This window comes from Terriglobia bacterium, assembly GCA_020072815.1.
Lineage (GTDB): Bacteria > Acidobacteriota > Terriglobia > Terriglobales > Acidobacteriaceae > Angelobacter.
In genome coordinates this window covers 212932-233633 of record JAIQGE010000005.1, presented here as the reverse complement: position 1 = coordinate 233633, position 20702 = coordinate 212932, and the positions used below count along the sequence as shown (strand labels likewise).

At 59.9% G+C, this 20702-nt stretch carries 17 protein-coding genes; 13 read left to right on the top strand and 4 right to left on the bottom strand.

Features of this window, described 5'->3' with window-relative positions; translation table 11 throughout:
- Positions 1-124: 124 nt before the first annotated feature.
- The 8 genes from LAO20_08410 to LAO20_08375 all read left to right on the top strand — a co-directional run bounded on the left by LAO20_08410 (position 125) and on the right by LAO20_08375 (position 8929).
- On the top strand, positions 125-937 hold the full coding sequence (locus LAO20_08410) for an acyltransferase (GenBank protein MBZ5531440.1): 813 nt from the start codon (positions 125-127) through the stop codon (positions 935-937).
- A 148-nt stretch (positions 938-1085) separates the two neighbouring features.
- A complete protein-coding gene (trpS, locus tag LAO20_08405) occupies positions 1086-2639 on the top strand; it encodes a tryptophan--tRNA ligase (protein ID MBZ5531439.1) in 1554 nt (517 codons plus the stop codon).
- Positions 2640-2842: 203 nt separating this feature from the next.
- Positions 2843-3652: a segregation/condensation protein A gene (locus LAO20_08400; GenBank protein ID MBZ5531438.1), complete on the top strand. Its 810-nt coding sequence runs from the start codon at positions 2843-2845 to the stop codon at positions 3650-3652.
- A gap of 126 nt (positions 3653-3778) precedes the next feature.
- A complete protein-coding gene (gene scpB / locus LAO20_08395) occupies positions 3779-4717 on the top strand; it encodes an SMC-Scp complex subunit ScpB (GenBank protein MBZ5531437.1) in 939 nt (312 codons plus the stop codon).
- Positions 4718-6079, top strand: a complete 1362-nt coding sequence (locus tag LAO20_08390; GenBank protein ID MBZ5531436.1) for a pseudouridine synthase — start codon at positions 4718-4720, stop codon at positions 6077-6079.
- Positions 6080-6144: 65 nt separating this feature from the next.
- Positions 6145-7278 carry a histidinol-phosphate transaminase gene (gene hisC, locus LAO20_08385; GenBank protein MBZ5531435.1) on the top strand — a complete coding sequence of 378 codons (1134 nt, stop codon included), beginning with the start codon at positions 6145-6147 and terminating at the stop codon, positions 7276-7278.
- A gap of 96 nt (positions 7279-7374) precedes the next feature.
- A complete protein-coding gene (locus LAO20_08380; protein MBZ5531434.1) occupies positions 7375-8238 on the top strand; it encodes an ABC transporter permease in 864 nt (287 codons plus the stop codon).
- 235 nt (positions 8239-8473) lie between these two features.
- On the top strand, positions 8474-8929 hold the full coding sequence (locus tag LAO20_08375) for a metallophosphatase family protein (GenBank protein MBZ5531433.1): 456 nt from the start codon (positions 8474-8476) through the stop codon (positions 8927-8929).
- A gap of 233 nt (positions 8930-9162) precedes the next feature.
- Here LAO20_08375 and LAO20_08370 read toward each other — a convergent pair whose 3' ends face one another.
- Both LAO20_08370 and LAO20_08365 read right to left on the bottom strand, forming a co-directional pair.
- Complete coding sequence (locus LAO20_08370; GenBank protein ID MBZ5531432.1) at positions 9163-10080, bottom strand: ABC transporter permease; 918 nt, start codon at positions 10078-10080, stop codon at positions 9163-9165.
- Positions 10081-10197: 117 nt separating this feature from the next.
- Positions 10198-10515 carry an antibiotic biosynthesis monooxygenase gene (locus LAO20_08365; protein MBZ5531431.1) on the bottom strand — a complete coding sequence of 106 codons (318 nt, stop codon included), beginning with the start codon at positions 10513-10515 and terminating at the stop codon, positions 10198-10200.
- 101 nt (positions 10516-10616) lie between these two features.
- Between LAO20_08365 and LAO20_08360 the strand changes: the two genes are divergently transcribed.
- The gene (locus LAO20_08360) at positions 10617-11576 is read left to right on the top strand and encodes a helix-turn-helix domain-containing protein (GenBank protein MBZ5531430.1); all 960 of its coding nucleotides are present in this window, start codon (positions 10617-10619) and stop codon (positions 11574-11576) included.
- 183 nt (positions 11577-11759) lie between these two features.
- Here the strand turns inward: LAO20_08360 and LAO20_08355 are convergent, their stop codons facing one another.
- Positions 11760-13112 carry a hemolysin family protein gene (locus LAO20_08355; GenBank protein ID MBZ5531429.1) on the bottom strand — a complete coding sequence of 451 codons (1353 nt, stop codon included), beginning with the start codon at positions 13110-13112 and terminating at the stop codon, positions 11760-11762.
- Between the two features lie 198 nt (positions 13113-13310).
- Between LAO20_08355 and LAO20_08350 the strand changes: the two genes are divergently transcribed.
- The 3 genes from LAO20_08350 to LAO20_08340 all read left to right on the top strand — a co-directional run bounded on the left by LAO20_08350 (position 13311) and on the right by LAO20_08340 (position 17065).
- Positions 13311-14519 carry an efflux RND transporter periplasmic adaptor subunit gene (locus LAO20_08350; protein ID MBZ5531428.1) on the top strand — a complete coding sequence of 403 codons (1209 nt, stop codon included), beginning with the start codon at positions 13311-13313 and terminating at the stop codon, positions 14517-14519.
- A gap of 30 nt (positions 14520-14549) precedes the next feature.
- Entirely contained in the window at positions 14550-15548 is a 999-nt protein-coding gene (locus LAO20_08345) for a DUF4097 domain-containing protein (GenBank protein MBZ5531427.1), read from the top strand.
- 539 nt (positions 15549-16087) lie between these two features.
- Positions 16088-17065: a hypothetical protein gene (locus tag LAO20_08340; GenBank protein MBZ5531426.1), complete on the top strand. Its 978-nt coding sequence runs from the start codon at positions 16088-16090 to the stop codon at positions 17063-17065.
- A 163-nt stretch (positions 17066-17228) separates the two neighbouring features.
- On the opposite strand, the gene LAO20_08335 is transcribed toward LAO20_08340, so the two are convergent.
- Complete coding sequence (locus LAO20_08335) at positions 17229-17468, bottom strand: hypothetical protein (protein ID MBZ5531425.1); 240 nt, start codon at positions 17466-17468, stop codon at positions 17229-17231.
- Positions 17469-17985: 517 nt separating this feature from the next.
- Here LAO20_08335 and LAO20_08330 point away from each other — a divergent pair.
- The gene (locus LAO20_08330; protein ID MBZ5531424.1) at positions 17986-20487 is read left to right on the top strand and encodes a sodium-translocating pyrophosphatase; all 2502 of its coding nucleotides are present in this window, start codon (positions 17986-17988) and stop codon (positions 20485-20487) included.
- The last annotated feature ends 215 nt before the right edge of the window (positions 20488-20702 follow it).

Sequence of the window (20702 nt, the reverse complement as noted above, 5' to 3'; positions counted from 1 at the left end):
TGCCTCCCTTCGCGGCCAGCCGGAATCCAATTCTCACGCAGCGGATCGGGGCGAAAATACCGCCGTTCCGCGCGCCGTTATATCATTACTTTCAGTGCTTAACCCAACAGCAAGGGGCTCCACCATGCCGCGTTTCGAGTACCGCAACCTGCAACCGCTGCCCGCAGCGGAGAAGGCGTTTCTGGACTGGATCCAGAAGCTCGATGAGCAGTTCACCAACCGTGACATCGAGCATCGCTGTACCGTCGTGCGCAACACCCTGCATGAAATCTATCTGGGGCGGCCGTACGCCGCGCCCGGCCCTGACGCGCCGCTGGCCGAGCAGGCGCTGGTGCATAACTTTGATCCCCGCAACGCCACGCTGGAACCGGAATACTACGGTGACGTGGACGCCGCCAAGTACGCTGAGCGCAAGCCGCTGATCTGGTTCTGGATGATGTTTGACCAGTCGCCCCTGGGCCTGAACCACTGGCTGGGGTTCCGCGTGCGTGCCATGCTGGCCAAGCACATCTTCAAGCACATCGGCAACAACGTGAAGATATTCCATCGCGTGGAGTTTTCTTACGGCTACAACCTCACGGTGGAAGATAATTGCGTGATCCACAAATACACGCTACTGGACGACCGCGGCGAAATCGTGATTCGCCAGGGTTCCTCCATCTCCGACTACGCCAACGTCTATTCCCATGACCATGATTTGAATGACGGCATGATCGTGACCAACCGCAAGACGGAGATCGGCCCCAAGGCGCGCATCACCTACCACGCCACGGTGATGAGCGGCGTCCACGTGCATGAGCACGGCCTGCTGGGCTCCATGGGCGTGGCCACCAAGGACATTGAGCCGTTTACCATCGCGGTGGGCATCCCCGCCAAGCCGGTCAAGGTGAAGTCGATTGCTCCGCAGCCGGCGGGGGCGGGCAAGGAATCCAAGTGAGCGACGCGTGGTAACATCAAAACTCAAGCAAGTGGCACCTAGCAGCTAGCTTTTGGCTTTTGGCTTTTGGCTTTTGGCTTTTGGCTTTTGGCTTTTGGCTAGTTGCCAGATGCCAGGTGCCAGCTGCTATCCTCAGACTTCAATTTCCATGTCCACCGAACCCACCGACCCCCGTCCCCGCGTGCTGAGCGGCATGCGCCCCACCGGCAAGCTCCATCTGGGCAACTACGTGGGCGCGCTGCAGAATTGGGTGAAGCTGCAACACACGCACAAGTGTTTCTTCTTTGTCGCTGACTGGCACGCGCTGACCACCGACTATGACGACACCTCGCGCGTCGCCGACCACACGCTGGAAGTGATACTGGACTGGCTGGGCGCGGGACTCGACCCCCAACAGTGCACCATGTTTGTCCAGTCGCACATCAAGCAGCATGCGGAGTTGCACGTGCTCTTCTCCATGGTCACGCCGCTGGGCTGGCTAGAGCGCGTCCCCAGCTTCAAGGACCAGCAACAGAACCTGCCCAACAAAGACCTGAGCACCTACGGCTTTCTCGGATACCCGCTGCTCCAGGCCGCCGACATCTTGATCTATCAGGCGGACTTTGTCCCCGTGGGCGAAGACCAGGTTGCGCATGTGGAACTCACGCGCGAGGTGGCCCGGCGCTTCAACCATGTTTTTTCTCGCGGCCACGCAGAAGATGCCTCTTCTGTCGCCCGCGCAGCGCATGCCGCGCCTTTGATCCGCGCGGCCAATACCGCGCCTTTGATCAAAGAACCGCAAGTCCTGCTCACCAAAACACCGAAGCTGCTGGGCATGGACGGCCGCAAGATGTCCAAGTCTTACGGCAATTCCATCTTGCTGAGCGAAGAACCCGAGCAGCTGGCCGAAAAGATCAAAAACAGCGTCACCGACCGGCCCAAGCTCACCGACAAAGGCAGCCCTGACCGCTGCCCCGTGGGCAATCTGCACCAGATCTTCAGCGACGCCGACCGCTTGGCCTTCATCACCCGCGGCTGCACCCAGGCAACCATCAAGTGCGTGGAATGCAAAGCCCTGGCGGTGGAAAGCACGGAGGCGCACTTGAAGCCCATTCGCGAGCGGCGCAAGCAGTTTGCGGCGCAGCCTGATCTGTTGCGCAAGATTGTCGCGGAAGGCGACCAGCAAGCCTACAACGCAGCCGAAGAAACCATGCGCGCAGTGCGTGACGCGGTTGGGCTGTTCAGCCTGGGGTCGCTGGAGCAACACATTCCTAAAGCAGAGTCCAAGGAGCGGATTCGCGTGCCGGAATCCATCCACGCGGCACAGACCCATGACGAACGCTGGGAACTTCGTACAGCCGAATGGCTGGCAAGAGTCTCAAAACTCCACCCTTTGAGAAAAGACAAACCCAAAACCTTCATCACCACCAAAGGCCGCAAAGTCGGCGTACACACCGCAGGTGAAAGCGACGGCAGGTGGACGTTCGAGGTGGAAGACCGCTCGCTGAACGTGCTGGCCTTGCTGGCCCAGGACGCTGACCGCTATCTGCACGACTATATCCTGCCTCCCAAACTTGTGCAGGAACATTGGAAGCAATTCCCCCGCGACGACGGCAAAGTGGTCATCGAGCTGACGAAGTCCGCCGGCGGCGTGCTGCTATCCACCAGCCAGGGCGACGTCGCCATTCAACAGTACGAAGGGGACTTGAGTTCGCTGCAATAGCCGCCGCAGTGCAAGCAGAAAAAAGCCACGTAATCCACAGGCCGGACGTTCGTCTGGGCGCGGAAAGCATTTAGAATTGAGTAACCAGATTTTGTAATTGAGTAATTTGGTAATCGGGTAATTTGTTTCGCCGAAATCCCGAGGAACCTACGCGATTGTCGTGTTCCGGCAATTACCAAATTACGAAATTACCCAATTACCAAATGGCAGAATCTACCCAATCCGCCCGTCCCCAGACCAGCGAGTTCCCTTTCGCCGTCACCGTGGGCCAGATTTACGATGGGCCGCTGGACCTGTTGCTGGACCTGATCCGCAAGCAGGACATTGATATCTACGATATCCCCATCGCCAAGATCACGGCCCAGTACCTGGGATACGTGGAGAACCTGAAGCACCTGGACGTGGACGTGGCCGCTGAGTTCATCTACATGGCGTCGCTGCTGATTCACATCAAGAGCAAGATGCTGCTGCCGCGCGACCCCGAACTGGCGGAAGGCCAACTGGAAGACCCGCGCGACGAACTGGTGTCCCGGCTGCTGGAGCATGAGAAGTTCAAGAATGCCGCGCAGATGCTGATGCAGAAGCAGCAAATTGAAGACGCCGTGGTGAGCAACCCGTCGCTCAAGGAATTCCGCGACGCGGAAGGCACCGAACCGGAACTCGCGGCCGACGTGGTGGACTTGGTGCGCACGTTCCAGGAGATTCTGGAACGCGCCCGCAACCGCCCGGTCCTGAGCGTGGACGAAGATACCGTCACCGTTGGCCAGATGATCGAATACTTTCGCCGCCGCCTGCTGATGGAAGATCGGCCCATCCGCTTGAAGCGACTGCTGCAGCACATCTCGTCGCGAAATGCGCTCATCTCATCGTTTCTGGCGCTGCTGGAACTGGTGCGGCTACAGGCGGTGCTGCTGCGGCAGGAGCGGACGTTCGGCGACATCCTGCTGAAAAAGCATCCCCTGTTTGACACCATCATGGGAGAAGGCGTCGCGGTGAGAGATGATTGGAGGTAGGGCAAATAGCAAATAGCAATTAGCAACTGGCAATTAGCCAGGCCATTTCAAAGAGAACAGAGGATAGTGGTGGCCAAAGGCGCACAAGCTAATTGCCAATTGCTAATTACTAAGTGCTGATTTCCCATGTCCATCAAAGCCCAACTCGAAGCACTGATCTACGCAGCGGAAGAGCCCATCACGCTGGACCAGATGGTCGCCCTGTTGCGCGACGACCTGCTGGCGCTGAAGACCGCGCCCGCGCCGGAGTATTCGCCCATGGAGCCTCATCCTGCACAGGCGGACGACCATCTGGGCGCCGTCGAAGAGGAAGATGCTGCGGCTACTTTCGAAGAGCACTCCGCAGGAAAAGACCAGCCGAGCCAAACTAAGCCGGGTCAAAGCAAGCCGGGCAAAGACAAAAAAGAAAGAACTGAGAAAGCCGAGCTGCGCGCCCTGCTCAAGCCGTACCTGGAAGAGTTGATCGCCAGCTACCAGGCAGAAGACCGCGGGATTGAAGTGCGCGAGGTAGCCGGCGGATATCGCATGTCCACCAAGCCGGAGCATCATGATGTGGTGCGGGCGTTTTCCAAGAGCTTGAAGCCGCCGATCCGCTTGTCATTGCAGGCGCTGGAGACCCTGGCGGTGATCGCCTACAAGCAGCCGGTGACGGTGCCGGAGATCGGCGACATTCGCGGCGTGGACGCCAGCGGCGTCATCGGCACGCTGCTGGAGCGCAAGCTGATCACCACCGCCGGCCGCAAGGCCGTGGTCGGCCGCCCCATGCTGTACAAAACCAGCAAGGATTTTCTTTTGCGCTTTGGCCTCAAAGACCTGAGCGAGTTGCCCAGCCTGGAAGAGTTTGAAAAGCTGGCTGCCGGAGAGCTGCAGGACGAAATGTTCGCGCGCGATGCAGCCATCGCCGACGCTACCGGCATGCCTGACTCCGGCGTGGAACAAATGGCGGAGGACCGGGCCGAGGTCCCGCAGAACGTGACCGAACCCACGGTTTCTTCCGACCCACGCCACACCGAGACCGATGAACAAGTCGCCGGCGAGGTGGCATCAGAAAGTACCGGAGGCTGAGTGCCCGCTGAGCGATTGCAGAAAATCATTGCCGCGGCGGGGATCGCCTCGCGCCGCCACGCCGAAGAGTTGATCACCCAGGGACGCGTCACCGTGAACGGGCAGGTGGTCACTGCGCTCGGCAGCAAGGCTGACCTGGCAACCGACCACATCAAAGTTGACGGCAAATTGCTCCACGGCGCGGAACGCCATGTCTATCTTCTGCTGAACAAACCCAAGGGCTACGTGACCACCGTCTCTGATCCTGAGGGCCGCCCCACGGTGATGGACCTGGTGAAGCAAGCGGGAGCGCGCATATATCCCGTCGGCCGGCTGGACTACCTGAGCGAAGGCCTGCTGCTGATGACCAATGACGGAGCGCTGGCGAACCATCTCATGAGCGCCGCGTCGCACGTGGCGAAAACCTATCTGGTCAAGGTCTCCGGCCAGCCCAAAGCGGACGACGTTGAAAAACTGCGGCGCGGCCTCAAGCTGAGCCCTAAGCCCGGCTACCGCTCCATGCACGCGGAGCGCACCGCGCCGGCCCATGTGCAACTGACCCGGGAAGGCAACAACCCGTGGTATGAAGTCACGCTGATTGAAGGCAAAAACCGCCAGATTCGCCGGATGTTTGAAGAAATTGGCCACCACGTGGAAAAGATCAAACGCATACGCTACGGCGCGCTCACCTTGGACGTGGAGCCCGGCGCGTATCGCGAACTCACGCTGCGCGAGATCGCCACGCTGCGCCGGCCCGGCGAAAAGCAGTTACCCAAAGAACCGCAGCGCCTGGAACGGAAGCAGCGCTGGCTGCCTCCGGGCAGCGGGCAGCGCAAGAGCACTGGCCGTCGGCAAAGCACTGGGCCACGTCAGAGCGCTGGACGTCGCCAAGACACTGGCGCGCGTCCGAGCATTGGAACGCATCAAGGCACGGGCGTTCGTCCGAGCACCGGGCCTCGTCAAGGCATCGGCCCTGGTCCGAGCACTGGGCCTCGGCAAAGCGCGGACGTTCGGCAAGGCGCTGGACTTCGCCCAAGCAAAGGACCTCAGCAAAGCACGGGACTTCGCCCAAACATCGGACCTCGGCAAAACGCGGGATCTCGTCCGGCCTTTGGAACTCGTCAAGGACCTCATCAACGCCCAGGCTCTCGCCAAGGCAGTGGGCCGCGGCCAGGCAGTGGGCCGCGACAGGGTACGGGACCTCGGCAAAGCAGCGGTCCGCGGCAAGGCACCGGTCCGCGGCAGGGCGCCGGACCGCGCCAGGGTGCGGGCCCTCGACAGAATGCTGGGCCTCGCCAGAATGCCGGGCGTCGTCCCGGCGCCGGCCCGGGCCCCAGTTCCGGGCCTGGCCACGCAGGCAAACATCCGCGAAAGTCGCGCTAACTTCCACCTGGGATAGCTAAGCCCGTAGCATTCGTGATACAAAACTCTGTAACACTTCTCATGGAATGAAGAAGACAGTTCTCGATCTCGTCTCGCCTCACATACGTTCCCTCACCGGTTACGTGCCGGGCAAAGCGCTTCGCCAGGCGCAGCGCGAGTCGGGCGTGGCCATGATCAAGCTGGCCTCCAATGAAAATCCTTTTGGACCTTCGCCGCTGGCGATTGCCGCCATCCGCGAAGCCGCGCCGCTGGTCAACCTCTATCCTGATAATGACGCAACGGACTTGCGCATGGAGCTGGCGCGCCGCCATCAACTGGCGCAGGAGCAGATATTCCTGGCTGATGGCTCGCTCGGCCTGCTGGACATTCTGGCGCGCACGCTGCTGGCGCCGGGGCTGAACTGCATTACCAGCGAGCGGTCATTCATCAGCTACCCGATTGTGACCCGCGCCGCCGGCGCTGAGCTGATCACCACTCCCTTGCGCCATGACGCTTACGATCTGGATGCCATCGCCGCGGCCATCAACGACCAGACGCGCGTGGTCATCCTGGCCAACCCCAACAATCCCACAGGGACGATGTTTGACGCGGACGCCACGGAAAACTTCCTGCGCCGCATGCCCGACCACGTGCTGGTCGTCATGGACGAAGCGTATTACGACTTTGCCAGCTACTTCGCCGCACAGCGCGGCATCACCTACACGCGATCGCTGGATTACGTCCGCGCCGGGCGCGCCAACGTTCTAGTTTTGCGAACGTTCTCCAAAGCCCACGGACTGGCCGGGCTTCGCTTGGGATACGGTTGCGGCAATCCGGAACTGCTGCAATACTTCGCACGCGTGCGCAGTTCGTTTTCTGTTTCCGTGGTGGCCGAGGCCGCCGGGCTGGCCGCCATTCGCGATGAAGCCCACATCCGCAAGACGGTGGAAAACAACGCCGAGGGCGCCGCATGGCTCATGCCGTACTTTGCCGAACTGGGGCTGCGCGCCGTCCCCACCAGCGCCAACTTCATCTATTTTGAAATTGATGAGGACGCCAACGCCTTCGCCAAACGCATGCAGGCCGAAGGCGTGATCGTGCGTTCACTGGTGCCATGGGGCATCCGCAACGGCATCCGCGTCACCGTAGGTACGCCGGAACAGAATGAAGTGTTCGTGAAGACGCTGAAGAGAGTCGTGCGACAAGCCGTCGCGAAATAAGAACTCAAACCACAAAGGACACGAAGGAGCACGAAGGTCTCTGGTTCGCCTATTTCTTTGTGAACCTTTGTGTCCTTTGTGGTTAACTGGTTTTCCATGGCCGCCACATCCACCTGGACCACCGCAACCTCGCTCGGACGGCACAACAAGCTGGCCGGAGCCGGCATGGTGCTGGTGGCGCTGTTTGTGGTGCTGGCGATCTTTGGTCCGTGGATCGCCCCGCAGGACCCCAGCAACATTGATCTGCCGTCGCGTCTGCAACCACCGAACGCGGCGCACTGGTTCGGCACCGACGAACTGGGCCGCGACATCTTCTCCCGCGTAATCTACGGCGCGCGCATCTCCATGCTCGTCGGCAGCAGCGTGGTGGCAGGATCGCTCCTGCTGGGGCTGATCATCGGTTCCATCGCCGGATACTACGGCGGATTTGCCGACAAGTTTTTCAACGTCGTGCTGATGAATGCCTTTCTCTCTTTTCCAGGAATTCTTTTGGCCATCGCCTTTGTAGCGTTCCTGGGGCCGGGCATCTTCAACCTGATTCTGGCTTTGTGTATCGGCGGATGGGTGGGCTACGCGCGCCTGGTCCGCGGCCAAGTGCTGGCGATGAAAGAACGCGAGTTCGTGGAAGCCGCGCGGGCGCTGGGCGCCAGCGACTGGCGCATCGTCACCCGCCATATCCTGCCCAACGTGATCCAGCCGGTGATTGTGCAGGCGGCCATCGGCATGGCCGGCGCGGTGCTGGCGGAAGCGACGATGAGTTTTCTCGGCCTGGGCGTTCCCCCACCCACGGCAAGTTGGGGCTCCATGTTGAATGACGGCCGCGCGCACCTGTTCGACGCGCCGCACCTGGTGCTCTTCCCTGCCGCCGCCGTGATGCTGGCTGTGCTGTCGTTTAACTTCATCGGCGACGCCCTGCGCGACTACATGGACCCAAGATCGAGGATTGAAGCGGGGCTGTAGCAGCAATTGGCAATTAGTCATTGGCAATTGGCCTAAATCTCACCACGGAGGCACGGAGACACGGAGGAAACCTATCTGGTGGGTTGTCTGTAGCGAGCAAAGTGCATCTTTTGCGGCGCTGCGAGCGCCTTCAGGCGCGACATAATGGTAGCCCAGGCCGTCAGGCCTGGGTAAGCGTTCTCAACGAAAGCAGAGCCCCTTTAGGCGGCACACTTGAAACTCACAAGTTCTCCTCATGCTCATCGGCGTTATCTCTGACACGCACGGGCTCCTGCGGCCGGAAGCCGTGGAGCTTCTGCGCGGATCGGAGCACATCATTCACGCAGGCGACATCGGCGATCCGGCAATTGTTCCTGCGCTAGAGAAAATTGCGCCGGTCACGGCCATCCGCGGCAACGTGGATACGCAACCCTGGGCGCGGCGCTTTGCCGAGACGGAAGTCGTCGAACTGGGCGGAGTGGTGATCTACATCCTGCATGACGTCAACTCGCTCGACCTGAATCCGAAAGCCGCCGGCTTCGCTGCGGTGATCAGCGGCCACTCCCACCAGCCCAAGCAGGAAGTCAAAGACAGCGTGCTGTATTTCAATCCGGGCAGCGCGGGGCCGCGAAGGTTCAAGCTGGAGGTGAGTGTGGGGAGGATGGAGATTGTGAGTGGCTCGCTTACCGCCGAAGTTATCCTGATTGCTTAAGACCACGCCGTCATCCCGAACCCCGTGGATGAGGGCGCGCCGTCGTCAGCGCCCGAATAGGGGTGAGGGACCTTGTGTTGAAGTCAGGTCAATTTGGAGCCTCAATCGCAAGGTCCCTCGTCGCTACTCGGGATGACGCATCATTTATGCATATAGGGATCCCTCCCCTTCGGCTACGCTCAGGGTTTCGGGCCAGTGGCCCTCAAGCAAGAACGCTCGGGATAAAGAAAAAGCTACTGCCTGATCCTCGGGTTCGCCAACGAATAAAAGAAATCGGTCATGAAGTTCACCGCCAGGTAAGTCAGGCCGATCATCAGGATGCAGCCTTGCACCAGGTAGTAATCGCGGTTGCCGATGGCCGTGATGGTCAGCCGTCCGATGCCGGGCCAGGAGAAGATGGTTTCGGTAACGATTGCTCCTGCGAGTAATGCCCCAAACTGCAAGCCCACCACCGTCAGCACCGGCACCAGCGCGTTGCGCAGCGCGTGTTTGTAGACCACGGCGCGCTCGGAAAGGCCCTTGGCGCGTGCAGTGCGGATGTAATCCTGGCTCAGCTCTTCAAGCATCGCGGTGCGGACCATGCGCGTGAGGATCGCCGCCAGCGACGCGCCCATGGTCACCGCCGGAAGAACGAGATGCGCCAGCGTGCCGGAGCCGGAGACCGGCAGCCAGCCCAGTTGAATCGAGAAAAATAAAATCAAAATTGGCCCCAGCGCGAAATTGGGGAAGGACAGGCCCAGCAGGCTGACGAAGCTGAGCGCGCGGTCGTCCCAGCGGTTGCGGCGCCGCGCCGAACGCACGCCGGCAGGAATGGAAATCAGCAGAGCAACCAGCATCGCGGCCACGGTCAACTGCAGCGTCTGCGGATAGCGTTGCGCCACCATGCGCGCCACCGGCTGGTCAAAGCGCAGGGAGCGTCCCAGGTCGCCGTGCAGCACGCCCTTCCAGTAATTGAGGTATTGCTGTCCCACGGGGACGTCCAGCCCGTAGGCATGGCGAGCGGCCTGCATGTCCGCGGCGGACGCGCCCTCGCCCAGCATCTGCTGGATGGGATCGCCGGGCACCAAGTGGATCAGCAGGAACACGACGGAGACCACCAGCCACAGCACGGGGATGGTGTACAGCAGCCGGGTTGCGATGTAGCGGAGCATGGTGGCCGGGAAACATGTTATCGCATGAGTCTCCCGTCAACGAACCGGTGCAGTCGTACAGCGGCCGATTGTGTGTTGTCGGGGCGGCCTGGAGCCGCCCTGGCAGCAACAACACTTTTAGCCGACGGCCACCTCCTGCGGAAGCTTGGCTCCCAGAATCTCATGCTTCTCGATGGAAGGCGGCACGGCCAACAGCTCCGGGGCGATGGCAAAGAGTGCCTTGGCAATGGGCCCGTTGAGGTGGGCTTGCCTTCCTGATTCATCGGCAAACGCATCGAATACGCCGAAGGTGGATGGGCCCAGGCGCAGCGCGAACCACAGCGGAGTGGTCGCTTCCTGATTTGCCATTTGAAGACCTTGGTTCAGGAAGGCGGCAACCTCTTTTTCCTTTCCGGGTTTCGCTTCAAGGCGTACAAACAATCCAATCTTAATCATTTTCAATTCTCCTTAGCCGAAATGTCGGCCTGGTGCGAGACTACGTACCGGGGCGTTTTTATGCTAGAGGCAAGAATGCCATCTTTGATATCATTATTGCCATGCGAATCAACGTGCTTGTACTCGATGGCGTCTTTGATTTGGGCCTCTCGGCGGTACTCGACGCATTCCAGACCGCAAACGAATTGATTGAGGTCGCCGGTCTTGCTGTGCCACGATTTGATCTGAAAATTGTGGGGGTGCGCAAGGCCATTAAAACATCGCAAGGCCTCAGCGTTCCCGTTAGCGCCATTGACGCGCGGACGCCTGACTGCGTCGTGGTCCCCGCGATTGGATTCAAGATGCCCGGTCCCTTGGAAAATGCGCTTGCCCGGCCGGACATCCGGGCTGCCGGCGCTGCGCTGCAACGGTGGTCCCGCCGCGGCGCAACCATGACGGCCGCATGCATCGGGACCTTTGTCATGGCGGAGTCCGGTCTGCTCGATCATCAGCGCGCGACCACAACCTGGTGGCTGGCGCCGCTGTTTCGCAAGCGATACCCGAACGTGTTGCTGGAGGAATCGAACATGATCGTAAAATCAGACCGCTTTGTGACTGCCGGGGCGGCGCTGAGCCATATGGATCTTGCTCTATGGCTGATTCGGGGAGTGAGTCCGCAGCTGGCTTCTCTCACCGCGAAATATCTCATCGTCGATTCCCGCCCGTCGCAGTCCGCTTATTCACTGACCGATCACCTGGTCCACGCAGATCCCTTGGTCCAACGCTTCGAAGCTTGGGCCCGCGCCAGATTGAGCAAGGGGTTTTCGCTGGATGACGCGGCCAAAGCCACTGGATCCAGCAAGCGAACACTCGCGCGCCACATGCAGAGCGTGCTGGGAAAGTCGCCGCTCTCTTATTTCCAGAGCTTGCGGGTGGAGCATGCGGTGCATCTCTTGAAGACGGGCAGCGCGACCGTGGACGAAGTTGCCGCTCGCGTGGGATACGCAGACGGCGCAACTCTGCGAGCGCTGCTGCGCCGGCGGCTTCAAGTTGGCATTAAGGAAATCAGGAGAACCGGGTGAGAGATCGCCGTGATCGCGCGTGATCGCCGACATCGCGCGACATCGGAAACGTAGCGGAACGCTTGGGCTAACTCTTTTCGTACCTCCACCGTTGGTGGATGTGTTGCTGCGACTTAAATACTTGCCCCGCGTTCACGAGAACATAGGGATCCCTCGCTCCGCTCGGGATGTAAAATAAGAGCATCAGCTTGCCGATTCCAACTGGTGCGCGCTCTCAATCTTCACGTGTCCGATGCGGCGGCCTTCCATCTGCAAGATGGTAAAACGGCGTCCGGCGAACTCCAGGGTCTCGCCGCCTTTGGGGATGCGGCCCAGCTGGGCCATGACAAAGCCGGCCAGGGTCTCAAAGCCCTGGTCGCGCGGCAAAACGATGTCGTATTGCACTTCCAGGTCGCGGATTTTCGACGAGCCCTCCAGCACCACCGCCCCGGACGCCAAAGACACCGCGGGACGCTGGGCCACGTCGAATTCGTCTTCCAGCTCGCCCACCAGTTGTTCCAGCACGTCTTCCACGCTGACCAGGCCGGTCGTGGAGCCGAACTCGTCCACCACAATTGCCAGATGGCGTTTGCGCGATTGAAATTCTTCCAGCAGGTCGGCCACCGTCTTGGCTTCGGGAACAAACAGGACTTCGCGCATGATGTTGCGGACTTTCAATCCTGACGGCTTCTGGCTGAAGGTCAAGCCGGCGGCCAGGCGCATAAGCATGAAGCGGGAAAGGTCTTTGGAGTACAGCAGCCCAATAATGTTTTCCGTGCCTTTCTCCGGATCAAACACGGGCACGCGGGAATGCTGTTCTTCCACCACTTTGGTCATGGCCTCTTCCAGGGGCATGTCCGCGGGAAGGGAAAAAATATTGTGGCGAGGCACCATGACTTCGCGCACCGCCAGGCTGCCCAGATCCAGCGCGTGGTGGATCATCTCTTCTTCGCTTTCCGGCAGCAGTCCCAAACGCCGGCTGGCGGTGACGATCAGCTTGAGCTCGTCGGCCGAGTGGGCGCCGCCATCGCGACGCAGCCGCGATCCAAATCCGCGCAGCACCAGATTGGCGGACTTGTTCATCAGCACCAGGAAGGGGCGCGCCGCGGTGATGAAGACTTCCATGGGACCGGCTACGGCCAGCGCCATACGCTCGGCGCGTTCCAGGGCCAGCGATTTGGGCACCAGTTCGCCCAGAATGACCAGAAAGTAGGTGATGACGGCAAAGGCCAGGGCCGCGGCGATGCCATGAGCGTAATACTTGGCGTAAGGCACGGCGCCCAGCCAGGGTTGGATGATGGCGGCCAAGGTGCCCTCGCCGGCCCAGCCCAGTCCAAGACTGCACAGCGTAACGCCAAACTGCACGGCGGGGAGGAACTCGTCCAGATGTTGCTGGATTTTCTGCACAGCGCGGGCGCCCAGGCGGCGCATCTCAATCAGTTGATGGATGCGGGTATCGCGGACGCTGAGCATGGCGAACTCAGCCGCGACAAAGAAGGCGTTGGCTGCCACCAGCAGGACCACCAGTATGATCCTCAGCAGCACCAGGGTGACCATAGAAGTAAAATCATACACTGCCGGGCCGTGCTCCTGGACGCCCGGAAGTCCAGTGTTTTCTTCAGCATCTGCTGTCCTTTTGGTTGTCCGGACGTCTAACGGGTGTTCTAAGGCCAATTTTGTCGGCCTTTCCTGGAACCAGTCTCCTTTACCCGGCGTATTCACTATCTGAGAGCCAACCGATCAGGGGGTTTTTCTGTGGCAAACGGCAATGGCAAGAAAAAGAGCAGGCGTCGTCTTTATATCTGCGGTGGCATCGGCATCATTGTTCTGGGCACATTCATCTTCGTCGCCGCCAGCCGCGGCGGCACCAAGATTGACGCATCCAAGCTGGCGAAAGTGGAAAAGGGCGACCTGGCCAAGAACGTAGTGGCCACCGGCAAGATTGAGCCCATCACCAAGGTTGAGCTCAAATCCAAGGCCAGCGGGATTGTAGAAAAGCTCCTGGTGGAGTATGGCGAGCCGGTCAAAAAAGGCCAGGTGCTGGCGGAGCTTGATAAGCAGCAGATTCTGGCGCAGGTAAACCAAATCAAAGCCTCGCTGGAAGCCGCGGAAGCCGCCGCGCACGCTGCTGAAGCCGACCTGGACCGCGCCAAGGTGGACGCGGAAGGCCCTGACGTTCCCACGCTCAAGCGTGCCTACGAACGCGCACAGACCATGGCTAAAGACGGCGTAGTTTCCCCTTCCGCCCTGGATGACGCTCAGAGGAACTACGAACTGGCGGTGAACAAGCAGCATCTAGGCAAAGCCAACGTGATTTCCGCCGCGGCCAAGGTGCGGCAGATGCAGGCGCAGGTGGCGCAATCCCGGGCGCAGTTGGCGGAGAAGGAAGAAGAGTATCGAAACTCCACCATCGTCTCGCCCATTGACGGCGTGGTCCTCTCGCGTGACGTGGAAGTGGGTAGCGCGGTCAGTTCGATTCTGGTCCTGGGCTCTTCCGCCACGCTGGTGATGACTCTGGGCGACACGCGCGAAGTTTACGTGAAGGGCAAAGTGGATGAGAGCGACATCGGCAAGGTATTTCTCAACCAGCCGGCGCGGATCAAAGTGGAGTCCTACAAAGACCGCACGTTCTCCGGCAAAGTCACCAAGATCTCACCCATGGGCGTGGAAAAAGACAACGTAACCACGTTTGAAGTGCGCGTCTCCATTGACAACTCCAAGGGCGAACTGAAATCGCAGATGACGGCCAACGCGGAGATCATTCTGGAAGAGCACAAAGGCGTGCTGATGGTCCCGGAGGCCGCGCTCATCTATGACAAAGACCGCAAAGCGTCCGTGGAAGTGCCGGACCCAGCCAAGAAAGATGGCAGGAAAAAAGTGGACGTCGCGGTGGGCATCTCCAACGGCTCCAAGACAGAACTGCTCTCCGGGTTGAAAGAAGGAGCGCAGGTGATCCTGCAGTAAGATCTCAAAACAGGCTTGCACGGAGGGAATATGAAGACGACGAAAATCAGCTTTGCCCCTTACTTGGTCCTGGCGCTTCTGGGTCTGGCGATGAGCGCCATTCCCGCCCACGCGGCCGCGACCGGCCACTTTGAGCGCACGCTGCAGGTTTCCGGCGAAGTGACCCTGGAGGTCACCACCGGATCGGGCAACATCACCGTGCGAACCGGCAACGGCAGCACGGTGGAGGTCAGGGCCAAACTCCACGGCAGCAACTCCAGTTCCTGGCTCTTCGGCGGCGGCAATATTGAAGACAAGATCCGCAAGATTGAACAGAACCCTCCGGTGGAGCAGCAGGGGAGCATCATCCACATTGGGCGGATCGAGGACCACGAACTGACGCGCAACGTCTCCATTGATTACGAACTCACCGTGCCGGCCCAGACCAAGCTGACTTCGCGCACCGGATCAGGCGATCAGTGGATCAGCGGTGTGCAGCTTTCGCTCACGGCAAAAACCGGCTCCGGAAACATCACGGTGGACAACGTCGGCAGCAGCGCGCGCATTGAGTCCGGTTCCGGAGACTTGAAGATCAACTCCATCAAGGGAGCTCTTTCCGCCCAGACCGGCAGCGGCAACATTCGCGCGGAAGGCGTGGCCGGGGAAATTGTGGCCAACTCCGGTAGCGGCAACATTGAAATGCACCAGGTCTCGGCGGGCGACGTGCGGGCGGCAGCGGGCTCAGGCAACATCAAGCTGTACGGCTTGAAAGGCGGCCTGCGCGCCGACACCGGCAGCGGTGACATCCATGCCGAAGGCGAACCCACCCATGACTGGCGGCTGGGCGCGGGTTCGGGCAATATCAAATTGCACGTTCCTTCCCAGGCCAACTTTAACCTGGACGCCAGGACGACTTCGGGCACGCTGGACATCAAGCGGCCGGTCACCATGCAAGGCCAGCTCTCGCGCAAACACATTCAGGGCAAAGTAGGAAATGGCGGCGTCTTGCTGGACCTGCATACCGGCTCCGGCGACATTGAGCTTAACTAGCTCGGTTTGTATCGCTCTACGACCTGCTTGGGGCATAATGGCTTAAGACTTGCTGGCTATGGCTGCCATAAGACAATCCATAGTTACTGATAAGCGGAGCCTATGGGTGATATAGAAAAAACATTTCTTTGAAAGTCTAATCTTCTCCCAATCACTCTCTAATTACCGTAGTGCATTCTTTTTCTCGTATTGGTAGAGGCTTTCGGGCCCCCTGGCACAGCGAGGTCCTTCCGGGACTCGTGACGCCAGAACGAGAACTTCTGCTTCCGGCAATCAGGCAACGTGTGCTGATTGAAAAGAAGTGCATGGCAGTTGAAAGACCTGTAAGAACGCACGACTGACATCGCAAGCGTTTTCGGGCCACCTCAGCTCCGTCGCCGCTTTTCACAACACAACATACCCCGTGCTCTCAAGCGCTTCTGGCGCTGGCGCGTTGGTGTGCCTTCCCGCACCGCAGGCTTTGCGGAGCGCAGGAGAAGTGTGCCTTGTGCGCCGCTGTAATGCTGGACGTTTTGCACAAGGGAAAGGATGGGTGAACAGTGAATTTGCCCTCAGAAACAACTCTTACCGAGCGCGACCTCACGGCGAGTCTGGCCCCGGAGCGCCAAAAGGCATGGGCGGGACCACTGGGCGTTGCCTGGATCGCGGCCTTCTTGAGCACGGCCGCACACATTCTTTCTCCTTCGGCAGTGCGCGCCTTCTTTGCTAACCTGGCCCTGAAAGACCGTCTTTTGTCGCGCCTGGGCTGGGCGCTTGTCCTGGCCGTACCGGTTTTCGCCGCAGCCGGATTGCTGGGCACGCAGGCGGCGTTCAGCGTGAACTCGTTGAGCGTGAGCCCGTGGATCAAGCCCATCAAGTTTTCCATCTCCTTTGCGACTTTTGTCTGGACGGCCAGCCTGTTTCTGATGGCCTTGCGGATTCCTGCATGGCAGCGGCGGCTGGCCCGTCAGGTGATGGCCGCCAGCGTGGTCGCGGAAATGCTCTGCTTGGCCGCGCAGGCCTGGCGCAACACAGCGCCCGGCGCCGGCGACTTCACTGACACCCTGATCAGCCAGGGCACCACCGCCATGGTGAGCATCAACACCTTGATTACCATGTGGCTGTTGTGGCTGTTCTGCAGCAAGCGTGAGCGCATCAAGCTGGTGGACCACGCGCAGATCATCGCCATCCGGCTGAGCATCGCCATCTTTTTGGTGGGCAACGCAGTGGGCGGATACATGCTTGCGCGCGGCTCGCATACCGTAGGCGCGGCCGACGGCGGCCCGGGACTTCCCTTTGTGAACTGGAGCACGATCGGCGGCGATTTGCGCATCGCCCACTTCATCGCCATCCACGCCATTCAGATTGTTCCCTTGTTCGCCTGGATCTTGTGGAAGATGGCGCCGCGGCCGGCCGTGGATCAACGCCGCATTGCCGTCTATGTGATCGCCGCGCTGGTTTTTCTGGCGGTCGGCGGGACGTTCCTGCAGGCGGCCCTGGCCCAGCCGTTTGTGACTTTGGGTGCGCTCGGCCGATAGCGCGATCAGGCATTCTCTCCAGCGGCAGGTCACGGGGCCTGCCGCATTTTTGCGCACAAAACGAGTGGCCCAAGACAACATGCACGCCGCGGTCCGCTCACGAGCAGGTTCTCTCGTGAATCCTGCGGGACGCCGGCGTGCAATGTTTAAAACTGTGCCCAGCCTAGGGGCGTGGGACCTGAACTGCGCTGACGGTGAAAACCACATCTTTGCACCTGAATTTGCCGTCTGGCAGTTCGGTGCAGTTTCTGGGGTCGTAGGAAACTTTGCTGACGCTCTTGGGGGCAAAGCGCAGCGGCTTTTGCGCGGCGCACCCGGTCAATATCAAAAGGCCCATGGCGAAGGCCATGTGGAGGCCGGTTCTGCGGAGCGTGGCAAGGAAACTGATTCGCGACGCTTTCATACTCACTCCTTGCGGCGGAGGCGCGTTTCCTACCCGGAATTGGGCTCGGCCGCGGGTACTGTCTTACTCCTGGTACTGTCTGACTTAAAGATTGCTCCGGGAAATTAAAGAACGATTGGGGCGAAATTAGCTTTTCAAATAAGCATGGCGGGCCCATGCTGCACGTGAACAACGGCGCACGCAGGCGTCGATATTGCACGCGATGCGGAGCCTAGGTGGACTCTTAGCTGGGCTCATGGCGCAATTGACCTGCGTTTCCGCAAATGATATAAAAGCTGGTTCCACTGGACGCGGCTGGAGGTCTGTCTGCCTTGCGGCGCGCCGGTGGACTCCGACGCGGCCAAACCTCAAACCACGGTTCTTGATGTGGAAGCGCGTTTCCGGAAATGCCAGATTAGGCGTTTTAGTAAATTCAAAACCCCAACTTCTGACTCTATTTTGGAGGAATCATATGCACAGCTGGCTCTGTACGGGCCTGATGGAGCGTGTAATCTCCGCTCGCCGGATTCTCGCGCTGATGGCTTTGCTCTCATTGGTGGCGATCGCGCTGCCCCTTTCCACGTCCGCACAGGCACAGCCTGCGGCGGCACCGACCCAACCTGCGGCCACGGCGTCGTCCCAACCCGCAGCTGCCACACCCGCGGCCGCTCCGCAGCAGGCGCCGGCTTCAGAAGCAGGCGGCGAAGCCAACCTGAAGCTGCCGGACCTGAGCCAAGTCTCGTTTCTGAACGGCATCAGCGGTTCCAAACTGCTGACCCTCGGACTGATCTTCTGCGCGCTCGGCCTGCTGTTCGGCCTGGTGATTTACGTGCAACTCAAGAACCTGCCGGTGCACCGCTCCATGCGGGAGATTTCCGAACTGATCTATGAAACTTGCAAAACCTATCTGATCACGCAAGGCAAGTTCATTTTGATCCTGGAAGCGTTCATCGCGGTGGTCATCGTGCTGTACTTCGGCGTCCTGCATCACGAGTACGGCGCTAAAAAGGTGATCATCATTCTGTTCTTCAGCCTGGTGGGCATCGCCGGAAGTTACGGCGTGGCGTGGTTCGGTATCCGGGTCAACACCTTTGCCAACTCGCGTACCGCGTTCGCCAGCCTGCGGGGCAAGCCGTACGCGATTTACGCCATTCCTCTGAAGGCCGGCATGAGCATCGGCATGTTGCTGATCAGCGTGGAACTGCTGATCATGCTGTGCATCCTGCTGTTTATTCCGGGCGACTATTCCGGCCCGTGCTTCATCGGCTTTGCCATCGGCGAATCGCTGGGCGCGGCCGCGCTGCGTATTGCCGGCGGCATCTTCACCAAGATTGCCGACATCGGCTCTGACTTGATGAAGATCGTCTTCAAGATCAAGGAAGACGATGCCCGCAACCCCGGCGTGATCGCCGACTGCACCGGTGACAATGCCGGCGACTCCGTCGGACCGAGCGCTGACGGCTTTGAGACCTACGGCGTGACCGGCGTGGCCCTGATCGCCTTTATTCTGGCCGCCGTTCATGATCCCGTCGTACAGGTGCAATTGCTGGTCTGGATTTTCGTGATGCGCATCATGATGCTGGTCTCCAGCGCGGGCTCGTACTTTCTCAATGAAGCCATTGCCAAGGCCCGCTACCACGCCTCCGACGACATGAACTTTGAAGCGCCGTTGACTTCGCTGGTTTGGATCACCTCGATCGTGTCCATCATCCTGACCTTCATCGTTTCCAAGTTGATGATCCCCACGCTGGGCGGCGACGCCTCGCTGTGGTGGAAGCTGGCCGCGATCATCTCCTGCGGCACGCTGGCCGGGGCCATCATTCCCGAGCTGGTCAAAGTCTTCACCTTGATGAGTTCCAGCCACGTGAAGGAAATCGTGACGTCTTCAGAAGAGGGCGGCGCATCCCTCAACATTCTTTCCGGCCTGGTGGCCGGCAACTTCTCCTCCTACTGGCTGGGCATGAGCATGGTGCTCCTGATGTCGGTGGCTTTCTACTTCAGCACCATGGGCTTGGGCGCTGCCATGCTGGCTCCGGCCGTGTTCTCCTTCGGCCTGGTCGCGTTCGGGTTCCTGGGGATGGGGCCGGTGACCATCGCCGTGGACTCCTACGGCCCGGTCACCGACAACGCGCAATCCGTCTACGAGCTCTCGCTGATTGAGCACGTGCCCAACATTGCGGCGGAGGTCAAGAAGGACTTTGGCTTTGACGTGAAGTTTGAACGCGCCAAAGACCTGCTGGAAGAAAATGACGGCGCCGGCAACACCTTCAAGGCGACCGCCAAGCCGGTGCTGATCGGCACCGCCGTGGTGGGCGCCACCACCATGATTTTCTCCATCATGATGAACCTGACCAACGGATTGAGAGAGCACACGGAGAATCTCTCGCTCTTGCACGCTCCGTTTGTTCTCGGCCTGATTACCGGCGGCGCCATCATCTACTGGTTCACCGGCGCTTCCATCCAGGCGGTGACCACCGGCGCTTACCGCGCGGTGGAGTTCATCAAACGCAACATCAAGCTGGAAGGCGCGGAGAAGGCCTCCGTTGCCGACTCCAAGAAAGTCGTGGAAATCTGCACCCAGTACGCGCAGAAGGGTATGTTCAACATCTTCTTGACGGTCTTCTTCGCCACGCTGGCCTTCGCCTTCGCTGAACCCTATTTCTTCATCGGCTATCTGATCTCGATCGCCATCTTCGGCTTGTACCAGGCCATCTTCATGGCCAACGCCGGCGGCGCATGGGACAACGCCAAGAAAGTGGTGGAAGTGGTGCTGAAGCAGAAGGGCACGCCACTGCACGATGCCACCGTGGTCGGCGATACGGTGGGCGATCCCTTCAAGGACACTTCATCGGTGGCCATGAATCCGATCATCAAGTTCACCACCCTTTTTGGACTGCTTGCGGTATCGCTGGCGGTGAAGCTGACCGGCGAAAGCGGCGCCATGACCACCAACGTCCTGGCCGTGGTTTTCTTCCTGGTGTCTGTGTTCTTTGTGTGGCGTTCGTTCTACGGAATGCGGATTGGCGCACTCAAAGATTAGCCGGCACGCATCAGAGACTCTTGCCAGGCGGGCTTTGCGGCCCGCCTGTCTTTTCGTCGAGTGAAAGAACACCTCTGAAACAAGGAGGAAAGGAGGAAACGGAGGTAGTAAAGTCGGGGTTCAATTAAAGGAAAGTTTCGATTGGACGAACGGCCTACGATTGAATTTCTCCTCCGCGTCCTCCGATCCTCTGTGTTTCAAAGTTTTTTTCGAAT

Coding starts and splice junctions, on each gene's coding strand:
- LAO20_08410 (MBZ5531440.1), top strand. CDS start 125: ATGCCGCGTTTCGAGTACCGCAACCTGCAACCGCTGCCCGCAGCGGAG.
- trpS (MBZ5531439.1), top strand. CDS start 1,086: ATGTCCACCGAACCCACCGACCCCCGTCCCCGCGTGCTGAGCGGCATG.
- LAO20_08400 (MBZ5531438.1), top strand. CDS start 2,843: ATGGCAGAATCTACCCAATCCGCCCGTCCCCAGACCAGCGAGTTCCCT.
- scpB (MBZ5531437.1), top strand. CDS start 3,779: ATGTCCATCAAAGCCCAACTCGAAGCACTGATCTACGCAGCGGAAGAG.
- hisC (MBZ5531435.1), top strand. CDS start 6,145: ATGAAGAAGACAGTTCTCGATCTCGTCTCGCCTCACATACGTTCCCTC.
- LAO20_08380 (MBZ5531434.1), top strand. CDS start 7,375: ATGGCCGCCACATCCACCTGGACCACCGCAACCTCGCTCGGACGGCAC.
- LAO20_08375 (MBZ5531433.1), top strand. CDS start 8,474: ATGCTCATCGGCGTTATCTCTGACACGCACGGGCTCCTGCGGCCGGAA.
- LAO20_08370 (MBZ5531432.1), bottom strand. CDS start 10,080: ATGCTCCGCTACATCGCAACCCGGCTGCTGTACACCATCCCCGTGCTG.
- LAO20_08365 (MBZ5531431.1), bottom strand. CDS start 10,515: ATGATTAAGATTGGATTGTTTGTACGCCTTGAAGCGAAACCCGGAAAG.
- LAO20_08360 (MBZ5531430.1), top strand. CDS start 10,617: ATGCGAATCAACGTGCTTGTACTCGATGGCGTCTTTGATTTGGGCCTC.
- LAO20_08355 (MBZ5531429.1), bottom strand. CDS start 13,112: ATGGTCACCCTGGTGCTGCTGAGGATCATACTGGTGGTCCTGCTGGTG.
- LAO20_08345 (MBZ5531427.1), top strand. CDS start 14,550: ATGAAGACGACGAAAATCAGCTTTGCCCCTTACTTGGTCCTGGCGCTT.
- LAO20_08335 (MBZ5531425.1), bottom strand. CDS start 17,468: ATGAAAGCGTCGCGAATCAGTTTCCTTGCCACGCTCCGCAGAACCGGC.
- LAO20_08330 (MBZ5531424.1), top strand. CDS start 17,986: ATGGCTTTGCTCTCATTGGTGGCGATCGCGCTGCCCCTTTCCACGTCC.